The sequence below is a fragment of the Streptomyces sp. NPDC032472 genome, from assembly GCF_040636955.1.
Classification (GTDB): domain Bacteria; phylum Actinomycetota; class Actinomycetes; order Streptomycetales; family Streptomycetaceae; genus Streptomyces.
On record NZ_JBEZVK010000132.1, the window covers coordinates 1 to 8,965 of the forward strand.

11 protein-coding genes are annotated in these 8,965 nt (G+C 74.2%); 5 read left to right on the forward strand and 6 right to left on the reverse strand.

All coding sequences use genetic code 11. The annotated features are described in order from the left end of the window. Positions 1-397 (reverse strand): LysR family transcriptional regulator (locus tag AB0F11_RS36445; protein ID WP_362183656.1); only part of this gene is annotated, 397 nt, incomplete at its 3' end. Between the two features lie 70 nt (positions 398-467). Here AB0F11_RS36445 and AB0F11_RS36450 point away from each other — a divergent pair. After that, entirely contained in the window at positions 468-1,079 is a 612-nt protein-coding gene (locus AB0F11_RS36450; RefSeq protein WP_362183659.1) for a short chain dehydrogenase, read from the forward strand. A 94-nt stretch (positions 1,080-1,173) separates the two neighbouring features. Here AB0F11_RS36450 and lysA read toward each other — a convergent pair whose 3' ends face one another. Together lysA and AB0F11_RS36460 are read right to left on the reverse strand one after the other, a co-directional pair. Continuing rightward, on the reverse strand, positions 1,174-2,508 hold the full coding sequence (lysA, locus tag AB0F11_RS36455) for a diaminopimelate decarboxylase (protein WP_362183662.1): 1,335 nt from the start codon (positions 2,506-2,508) through the stop codon (positions 1,174-1,176). A gap of 15 nt (positions 2,509-2,523) precedes the next feature. Beyond that, positions 2,524-2,928 (reverse strand): SAV_915 family protein, encoded by a 405-nt coding sequence (locus AB0F11_RS36460; protein WP_362183665.1) that lies wholly within the window; start codon positions 2,926-2,928, stop codon positions 2,524-2,526. A gap of 295 nt (positions 2,929-3,223) precedes the next feature. Between AB0F11_RS36460 and AB0F11_RS36465 the strand changes: the two genes are divergently transcribed. After that, positions 3,224-3,733: a hypothetical protein gene (locus AB0F11_RS36465; protein ID WP_362183668.1), complete on the forward strand. Its 510-nt coding sequence runs from the start codon at positions 3,224-3,226 to the stop codon at positions 3,731-3,733. Here AB0F11_RS36465 and AB0F11_RS36470 read toward each other — a convergent pair whose 3' ends face one another. Both AB0F11_RS36470 and AB0F11_RS36475 read right to left on the reverse strand, forming a co-directional pair. Further along, positions 3,734-4,270, reverse strand: coding sequence for a DM13 domain-containing protein (locus AB0F11_RS36470; protein WP_362183671.1), 537 nt, complete (start codon positions 4,268-4,270; stop codon positions 3,734-3,736). Positions 4,271-4,316: 46 nt separating this feature from the next. After that, positions 4,317-5,378, reverse strand: a complete 1,062-nt coding sequence (locus AB0F11_RS36475; protein ID WP_362183674.1) for a cation diffusion facilitator family transporter — start codon at positions 5,376-5,378, stop codon at positions 4,317-4,319. A gap of 71 nt (positions 5,379-5,449) precedes the next feature. Here AB0F11_RS36475 and AB0F11_RS36480 point away from each other — a divergent pair, with 71 nt between their 5' ends. Further along, positions 5,450-5,836, forward strand: coding sequence for a metalloregulator ArsR/SmtB family transcription factor (locus AB0F11_RS36480; protein WP_362183677.1), 387 nt, complete (start codon positions 5,450-5,452; stop codon positions 5,834-5,836). Here AB0F11_RS36480 and AB0F11_RS36485 read toward each other — a convergent pair. Beyond that, positions 5,825-6,796 carry an AraC family transcriptional regulator gene (locus tag AB0F11_RS36485; RefSeq protein ID WP_362183680.1) on the reverse strand — a complete coding sequence of 324 codons (972 nt, stop codon included), beginning with the start codon at positions 6,794-6,796 and terminating at the stop codon, positions 5,825-5,827. The two genes, AB0F11_RS36480 and AB0F11_RS36485, sit on opposite strands and share 12 nt — an antisense overlap. Before the next feature lie 144 nt (positions 6,797-6,940). Between AB0F11_RS36485 and AB0F11_RS36490 the strand changes: the two genes are divergently transcribed. Continuing rightward, positions 6,941-7,657, forward strand: a complete 717-nt coding sequence (locus AB0F11_RS36490; protein ID WP_362183683.1) for an SDR family oxidoreductase — start codon at positions 6,941-6,943, stop codon at positions 7,655-7,657. 179 nt (positions 7,658-7,836) lie between these two features. Further along, the gene (locus AB0F11_RS36495; RefSeq protein ID WP_362183686.1) at positions 7,837-8,727 is read left to right on the forward strand and encodes an NmrA/HSCARG family protein; all 891 of its coding nucleotides are present in this window, start codon (positions 7,837-7,839) and stop codon (positions 8,725-8,727) included. The last annotated feature ends 238 nt before the right edge of the window (positions 8,728-8,965 follow it).

An 8,965-nucleotide genomic window follows, 5' to 3' on the forward strand; every position in this document is an offset into this window, starting at 1 on the left:
GCGCTCCTCTGGGCGGCGGCGGGCCGCGGAGCGCCGCTCGGGGGTCTTCTGGTCCGATTGCGCGTGGGGCGTTCGGTGGGGTTTGGGGCGGGGGGCGGGCTGTTTCTTGGTGAGTCTCTGCTGGGCGGGGGTGCGGGCCGGCCGCGGCCTCGGCGAGGGCGTCGTCCAGCTGCGTGAGGATACGGTGGGCGTGCTCCCACAGGCGCCGGCCCTCGGGGGTGAGGGCGAGGCGGCGCGTCGTGCGCTCCACCAGCGTGGTGCCGAGGCGCTGCTCCAGCTGGTCGAGGGTGCGGGACAGGGCGGGCTGGCTCACCCGGAGCACGGCCGCGGCGCCCGTGATGGTGCCCTCGTCGCCGATCGCCGCCAGAGCCCGCAGGTGTCGCAGCTCCACATTCATGACCACCGAGCATAGATGCCGCCGGAACGGCATTTCCCCTGCCGCGGTGCGCCCGCCTAGCGTCGAGGGCATGCGAATCCTCCTCATCGGTGCGGGCGGCCGACTCGGCGCCGCCGTCCACCAGGCCCTGACCGCCCGCGGCCACACGGTGGTCACCGCCGGCCGGACCGGCGGCGACCTGCGCTTCGACGTCACGGACCCGGAGCAGATCACCGCTTTGTACGATGCCGCCGGCCAGGCCGGGCCACTGGACGCGGTGGCGAGCGCCGCCGGCTCCGTCCCGTACAAGCCGCTGCCCGACATGACCCCCGCCGACTGGACGGCCGCCTTCCTCGGCAAGGTCCAGAGCCAGCTCGAACTGGTCCGCCAGGGCACCGCCCGCATCTCGCCGCGCGGCTCCTTCACCCTGATCACGGGCGTCCTGGCCCGCAGCCCGATCATCACGGGCACCGCCGCGTCGATGGCCAACGGCGCCGTCGAGGCCTTCGTCCGTGCGGCGGCGGTCGAGATCGCCCCGCAGCGCATCAACGCGGTCAGCCCCACGGTCTTCACCGAGGCCCTGGACGTCTACGGCGACCACTTCCCGGGCTTCCCCCCGGTTCCGCTCGCCGAGGTGGCACAGGCGTACGTCCGCACCGTCGAGGGCCCGGAAACGGGCCGCATCCTGCAGCTGGGCGACTGACCGCTGCCGCCGGGCCGCCGGGCCGCCGGCGGCCCGGATCGGCCGGGCGGGGGCTGCCCGGCCGATCCGGGGGCGGAAGCGGGCCCGGTCGGGCTCAGGAGCCGATGTCGCGGCTGCGGAAGTCCGACAGGGTCTCGCGGCGGATCAGGAGGCGGGCCGCCCCCGCGTCGACCGCGACGAGGGGCGGGCGGCCGACCATGTTGTAGCCGGAGGCCATGGACAGCTGGTACGCCCCCGCCACCGGGACGGCGAGCAGATCACCGGGGCGGACGTCGCCGGGCAGCTGCACGCCCGCGGCGAGGACGTCGCCCGCCTCGCAGTGCCGGCCGGCCACCGTCGCCGTGCACGGGACGGCCGCGGAGCGACGGCCGACCAGCCGCGGCGCGTAGCGCGCCCCGTACAGGGCGGGCCGCGGGTTGTCGCTCATGCCGCCGTCCACCGCCACGAACACCTGGCCGGCGGCGTGCTTCACGGCCAGGACCCGGTACAGCGCCACCCCCGCCGGGCCGACCACGGCCCGCCCGGGCTCGATCGCGAGCCGCGGCACGGGCAGCCGCGCCGCCGCACAGCTCGACCTGAGCTCGGCCCGCAGCCGCCGCGCGAGGGCGGTGAGGTCGAGCGCGGGATCGCCGGGGCGGTGGGCGATGCCGTGCCCGCCGCCCATGTCGAGCTCGGGCAGCACCACCCCGTGCGCGTCGCGGATCCGGGCCATCAGGCCCACCATCCGCCGCAGGGCGGCCACGTACGGCTTGACCTCGGTGATCTGCGAGCCGATGTGGCAGTGCAGCCCGGCCAGTTCGAGCTGCGGCTGCCCGAGGATCCGAGGGATCGCGTGCTGGGCGGAGCCGTCGGTCAGGGACAGGCCGAACTTCTGGCCGTCGGTCCCGGTCCGGATCTTCTCGTGCGCCCCGGCCGAGATCCCGGGCACCACGCGGACCATGACCTTCTGTCGGCCGCCGCGGCCCACGGCGGCGGCCAGCCGCGCGATCTCCGACGGGCTGTCGATCACGATCCGCCCGACCCCGAGCCGCAGTGCCGTGGCGATGTCGCGCGGCGACTTGGCATTGCCGTGCAGGACGATCCGCTCCGCCGGGAAGCCCGCGGTGACGGCGAGTTCGAGCTCGCCCGCGGAGCACACGTCGAGCCCGAGGCCCTCCTCGGCCACCCAGCGCACCATGGCGCGCGACAGGAAGGCCTTGGCCGCGTACAGCACCTCGGCGTCCGGGAAGGCGTCGCGGTACGTCCGGCAGCGGGCCCGCACCTCGCCCTCGTCCAGGACGTACGCGGGGGTGTCGAACCGGTCGGCGATCTCCGTCAGCGGCACCCCGCCGACGGCGAGGTCGCCGTGGGGGAGCCGGGCCGTCGAGGAGGGCCAGACGGACAGGTCGTCCGCGCCCGTGGCGGCGGCGGACGGCAGGACCGTGGTCATGGAATCCGCCCCCCGTCAGACGGTCCGGACCGGGAGCCGGTCGGGCTGCTGCCCGACCCCGTGCCCGACCGCCCGGCCGAGCCCCGGCTCCGGCCGCTGCTCCGGTGCGGGGGCCTGGACCGGAGCCGCCGACAGCGTCGGATCGACGGTGACCAGCCCCGCACCCAGCGGCTCGCACAGCCGCCGCAGCACCGCATCGGCCAGCCGGATGTACGGATGCCCCTCGCCCAGCGTCGCGGTCAGCCGCTCGGCGCTGGTGAAGCCGACGGCCGTGCGCGTGCCCAGCGGGGTCCGGAAGAGCCGGATCACCGTCCCGGCGCCGCCGCCCCCGCCTCCTCCCGGCCGGACGGGCACGTACAGGAGTCCGGCCGGGACCCGTTCCTCGGGCTCGGGATCGTCGTCGTAGCGGAACAGACACATGAGGCCCTCCCAGGGCAGCGATGCAACGACCGGTGCCGCCCCGGGTGCGGGGAGGCAGCCGGGGCGCGGCACCGAAGCTATCCCCGCGGCCGCACGGTGTGTGCCGCCTCCTGACGGGACCTTGACGCCGGAGGCGTCGTTCCGTACGTGTTGCTGACGCCCCGTCGGTCGAAGCGTCGGGAACGCGTCAGAAAAGGCCGTCCGCGCGCCACGACGCCGTACATGCGGAATGCCGGACCCGCCCCTGGGTAGTTGAATGCGTCGTACATCTTGATCGAGTGGGGAGGGACGGGCGATGGCCGGACCGAAGGTGGTCGAGGACAGGGGCTGGGCCCCGGACGCGCGGGCCTCGGCCGGCACCGCCGTGGTGCTGACGGCACTGCTGCTGGGCGTCGACGCGGCCGCCGGATTCGGCGACTGGCAGCGCGCTGCGGTGTGGACGGGGCTCGGCGCGGTCCTGTTCGCCGTCCTGTGGCCCACCCGCGTCAGCGCCGCACCCGGGCTGCTGACCACCCGCGGGCTGCTGCGCCGCCGCCGCGTCCGCACCGACCGGCTCGCCGCGGTCGTATGGCACGAAGGGCTCTCCCAGCGGCTCGTGCTGACCGACACCCTCGGCAACCGCGTCGAGGTCGACCCCCGCGTCCTCGCGGCCAACCCGCCATTGTGGTACCGGGTCGGCCAGGACATCGACACGAGCGTGTCCAGCGGCACCCTCGCCGAGGGGCTGGACCCGCTGCAGCGGCTCTCACGGCTGATCGACTGCGAAACGGCCCAGGCGGTCTTCAGGGCCTCCGCCCTGTCCTGATCACGGCCAGAGGCTGAGTGCGGCCGCGCCGAAGGAGACGTCGAAGCGGTCGCACCAGATGGTGACACTGGTGAAGTCGGTCAGGTTGACGTCGGCGGGGACCGGGTAGTTCTGGTCGCCCTTGTTGCCCTTGAGCTTGCCCAGGCTGACGTGCTTGCCGTCGTCGAACACGCGCCAGCCGTCCACGCCCTCCTTCACCGGGGCATCGGTCATCCACACGCGCAGGTCGGGGCCGTTGCTGGTGTCGAGGTTCTCCAGGCGCAGGCTCCGGGACCCGTCGGCGAGGCGCAGCAGCTTCACCGTGCCGGTGGTGGTGTGCTCGTGGCTGATCAGGGTCCCCTGCGCCAGGACCCGTGGGGCGGCTGCGGTTGCGGTTGCCGACGGACCCGGCGCGGCCACCGGCGGCGCCTCCCTCACCGACTCGTCCTGCCACAGCTTCCACGGCTCGAACCAGTACAGCCCGACCCCCAGCGCCGCCACGGCCACCACGAGCACCCCGGCCCACAGCGGCCGGCGCCGCCTCTTCTTCTCGTCCACTGCCGCTGCCTCCCTCGCGCGCCGGACCTGCGGGCCTGACCCTACGTCACGACCGCACGGCGTGATGGGCCAGGGCCGCGTGGGGGTCGCCGCCGCCGTCCTCGCCGGTGTGGTCGATGTGCACCGTCGCCGCCGTCAGCCGCGGAACGGCGTGGATCAGCGCGTGCTCGGCCTCGACGGCCAGGGCGTGTGCCTGGACCACCGTCAGGTGCGGGTCCACGACGATGTCCGCCTCGGCCCGCAGCGTGTGCCCGATCCACCGCATCCTGACCTGCCCGGTGCCCCGGACGCCGCCCACCCCGAGCAGCGCGCCCTGTGCGGCGTCCACCAGGGCGGGGTCGACGCAGTCCAGCAGGCGCCGCCCGACCTCCCGCGCCGCGTCCCGGAGCACCATGAGGATGGCCCCGGTGATCAGGAGGCCGACCACCGGGTCGGCGGCCTTCCAGCCCAGCGCGGACCCGCCCGCGCCGAGCAGCACCGCGAGCGAGGTGAACCCGTCGGTACGGGCGTGCAGTCCGTCCGCGACGAGCGCCGCCGAGCCGATCCGGCGGCCCGTGCGGATCCGCAGCCGGGCCACCCACTCGTTGCCCGCGAACCCGGCCAGGGCGGCGCCCGCGACCGCCCACAGGTGCGTGACCTCGCGCGGGGCCAGCAGCCGCTCGACGCCCTGGTACGCGGCCAGGGCGCAGGACGCCGCGATGGTGAGCACCACGACGACCCCGGCCAGGTCCTCGGCTCGGCCGTACCCGTAGGTGTAGCGGCGGTTCGCGGCGCGCCGCCCGAGGACGAAGGCGATGCCGAGCGGCAGTGCGGTCAGCGCGTCGGCGGCGTTGTGGACGGTGTCGCCGAGCAGCGCCACCGACCCGGACAGGGCGACCACGCCGGCCTGGACGGCCGTGGTCAGGCCCAGGATGCCGAGGGACAGCCACAGCGTCCGCAGGCCCTCCCGGGAGGCCTCCAGCTCCGCGTCGACCTTCTCCGCCGTGTCGTGGCGGTGCGGCCTGGCGAGATGGGCCAGGCGGTCGAGCAGGCGGCCGCGGCGGCGACCGGCTCCCCCTCCGTGTCCGTGTCCGTGCCCGTGCTGGTGGACGTGCCGGTGGTCGCTCACGGCGTGCTCGCTTCCGACGAGGACGGCAGGGCCGGGGGCGGCAGGCACCCCCGGCCCCCTATTATGTGCGTATGAGCGCACGCATGCACCTATCACCTGCGCAGGCCTCGCACCCGCAAGAGCCGCGCTCCCACGCCTACGAGGCCGCGGCGGAGCTCCTCGCCCTGCTGGCCGACCGCACCCGCCTCGCGCTCCTGCACACCCTGGCCGCGGGGGAGGCCGACGTGGCCTCCCTGACCGAGGCGGTCGGCGCCGCCCGGCCCGCGGTCAGCCAGCACCTGGCCCGGCTGCGCATGTCGGGCCTCGTCACCGCGCGCAGGGAGGGCCGCCGGATGGTCTACGCACTGACCGACCCCCACCTGAAGCGGCTGGTCGCCGAGGCCCTCGACACGGCCGGCCGGCGCCCGTACTCCGGCGGGGCCGGTTCGACCGGTGCAGGAGTGCGTTCAGGGCTGTGATCGGCGGGCTGAACCGTCGTATCCGCGGGGTTCGCCGCCTGCCTTCCTGACCTGCTTGCGGTAGGCCCCCGGCGGCGATCCGAAGTGTCGTTTGAAAGCCTTGGCGAAGGCGAACTCCGACGTGTACCCCGTGTGCTGCGCGATGGTGCTCAGCGGGGCCGGCGATCGGTGCAGCAGCCGCGCCGCGGTGGCCATCCGCCAGTTGGTCAGATAGGTCAACGGCGGCTCGCCGACCACCGAGGCGAAGCGCCGGGCGAACGCCGCGCGGGACAGCCCGGCGCGGCTGCCCAGCGACTCCACGGTCCAGGGGTGGCCGGGATCGTCGTGGATCGCCTTCAGGGCCGGGGCGACTGCCGGGTCGGTCAGCGCGGCCGTCCAACCCCGGGTCCGCTCCTTCGGCAGTTCGGCGTACCACGACCGCAGGATGTACAGCAGCAGCAGATCGATGAGCGCCGTGACGACCGCGTCCGAGCCCGGCTGAGGCGCATGGAACTCGGCGCACAGCTGGTCGACCGCCGAGCGCAGCACCGGGTGGCGGCCCGGAACCGCGGGGAGGTGGATGACCTCCGGGAGGTCGCTGAACAGCGGATGCGGGCGATCGACGTCGATCGCGTACGCGCCGCACACCAGCACCGTGTGCGCCCCCGGTCCGTCCACGGTGAACTGGCCGATCGGCGAGGAACGGTCCACGCGCTCCGGTACGAAGTCCACCGGTGCGCGGCCCGGCACATCGCACAGGGTGTGTCCGCTGCCGCGCTGCAGGAACACGATGTCGCCGGGGCCGAGCGCGAGCGGTTGGCCGTTCGGCGGCAGCAGGTGGCAGCGTCCTTCCACGACCACGTGGAATCCGGCTCCCGATATGGGTTGGAACTTCAGGGCCCACGGGGCGCGCGCGTCGGTGCGCGTCACCATCGGGCGTCCCGTGCGCAGGACTTCGAGTGTGTCGCTCAGGATGTCCACGGCGCCACTCTAGCGCCTGCAGGGCGAGACGATATGACAGGGAATCGAGATCCCAAGTCATTCATCGTCTCGATGCGGATGCGTACGTTTCTTGCCAGGGCGGTTGCCGAACCCCGGCACTGCATCGACGAAGGAGTGGATCCCATGTCCCTGGCCGGCAAGAAGATCGTGATCATCGGTGGAACCTCCGGCATCGGCTTCGCGGTGGCCCAACAGGCCGCGGCGGACGGGGCGGACGTCGTGGTCGCCTCCAGCAATCAGGACCGCGTGGACGCCGCGACGAAGCGGTTGGGCGCGCCGGCCGAAGGCCGCCGCCTGGACGTCGCCGACGGCAACGCCATCGCCGCGTTCTTCGAGCAGGTCGGGGAATTCGACCACCTCGTCTACACCGCGGGCGAATCCCTGCTGATCAAGCCGTTGTCCGACACCACCCCCCAGGAGGCCAGGGCCGTCTTCGAGCGCCGGTTCTGGGGCGCGTTCCTCTCCGCCAAGTACGCTGCACCGCGACTGCGCGACGGCGGCTCGATCACTTTCAGCTCCGGCGTCCTCGCGATCCGCCCCCTGTCCGGAACCGCGCTCACGGCAGGCATCACCGGCGGCATCGAGGCCCTGTCCCGGGCCCTCGCCGTCGAACTCGCCCCTCTGCGCGTCAACGTGATCCAGCCCGGCGTGATCCGCACCGAGCTGTGGGACGACAGCGTCCCGGACCCGCAGGCTTTCCTCCAGGGCGCCGGGTCAGAGCTGCTCACGCAGCGTGTCGGCACTGCCGAGGAAGCCGCGGCGGCCTATCTCTTCGCCTTGTCCAACGCCTACGTCACCGGCACCACGCTCGCGGTGGACGGCGGCGCGGCGCTGGTGTGACACAGGCGCCCCGCGCAACAGCCGACGGAGCAACGCCGTACAGACGCGACGCCGCGCCCTGGTCGTGATCATGGTCACAGGTGCTGGACCTCAACTCCGGTTGAGGAAACAGGCTGTCGTACAGCAAGAACGGGCCGAACCACCGGCCCCGGAACCTGCACGACACCGAGGAGCCTGCCATGTCCGACACCCGCGTCATCCTGGTCACCGGAGCCACCGGCCGGCAGGGCGGAGCCGCCGCCCGCGCCCTGATCTCCCGCGGCTGGGACGTCCGCGCGCTCGTCCGCGACCCGGAGCACCCCGCGGCCCGCGCCCTGCGGGCCCACGGTGCGGTCCTGGTCCGCGGCGACCTGGACGACCCCGGCTCCCTCGACGCGGCTGCGCGCGGCGCGTACGGCGTCTTCAGCGTCCAGCCCATGCCGCAGCCCGGTCCCGGCGGCCCCGAGGGCGAGGTCCGCCAGGGCAAGGCGGTCGCCGACGCCGCTGCCCGCGCCGGCGTCGCGCACTTCGTGTACGCCTCCGTCGACGGAGCCGGACGGCCGGGCAGCGTCCCGCACTTCGCCAGCAAGGGCGAGATCGAGGGGTACATCGAGGAGCTCGGCCTGCCCGCGACCGTCCTGCGCCCGACCTTCTTCCCCACCAACTTCCACGACATGGGCCCGCAGTGGGTCGCGGGCGAACTCGTCCTGTCCCTCGCGATCGCCCCGGACACCACCCTGAAGTTCATCACCCCCGAGGACATCGGCGCGTTCGCCGCCGACGCCTTCGACGCTCCCGCCGAGCACCTCGGCCGCACCGTCGAGCTCGCCGCGGACGAGCTGACCGGCCCGCAGATGGCCGAGGTGTTCGCCCGCGCCGCCGGCCGTCCCGTCCGCTTCCGCTCCCAGCCGGTGGAGGAGGTGCGGCAGTACAGCGAGGAGATGGCCGCCATGTTCGAGTGGTTCGACTCCGTCGGCTTCCGGGCGGACGTGCCGGCGATGCGCGCCCGCCGCCCGCAGCTGGCCACCCTGGAGGACTGGGCGCGCAAGGAGTGGACCGTACCGGTCGAGCCTGCGGCCCGGATCGCCTGATCGGGTGCCCCCATCGACGATTCCGTAACCCGTTCGGCCCGCACCCGTCACGGGTCTGCGCATGGCGGCGCCGCGCCCGTGCTTGCCTGGCAGTCCCACGGATGGAGGTGCCGGTCCATGACCCGAGACCGACGAAGCGGCGGGGACGCCCCCGCCGGAACGCCCAGGCGCCGGCTGCTGGCCGCGGCCGCCCTGGCCCCCGTACTGGCCGGCGCGGGCGCGGTGGCCGGCGTCGCCC

Excerpts from the sequence above, each read along its gene's own strand:
- AB0F11_RS36450 (WP_362183659.1), top strand. The coding sequence starts at position 468 with ATGCGAATCCTCCTCATCGGTGCGGGCGGCCGACTCGGCGCCGCCGTC.
- lysA (WP_362183662.1), bottom strand. The coding sequence starts at position 2,508 with ATGACCACGGTCCTGCCGTCCGCCGCCGCCACGGGCGCGGACGACCTG.
- AB0F11_RS36460 (WP_362183665.1), bottom strand. The coding sequence starts at position 2,928 with ATGTGTCTGTTCCGCTACGACGACGATCCCGAGCCCGAGGAACGGGTC.
- AB0F11_RS36465 (WP_362183668.1), top strand. The coding sequence starts at position 3,224 with ATGGCCGGACCGAAGGTGGTCGAGGACAGGGGCTGGGCCCCGGACGCG.
- AB0F11_RS36480 (WP_362183677.1), top strand. The coding sequence starts at position 5,450 with ATGAGCGCACGCATGCACCTATCACCTGCGCAGGCCTCGCACCCGCAA.
- AB0F11_RS36490 (WP_362183683.1), top strand. The coding sequence starts at position 6,941 with ATGTCCCTGGCCGGCAAGAAGATCGTGATCATCGGTGGAACCTCCGGC.
- AB0F11_RS36495 (WP_362183686.1), top strand. The coding sequence starts at position 7,837 with ATGTCCGACACCCGCGTCATCCTGGTCACCGGAGCCACCGGCCGGCAG.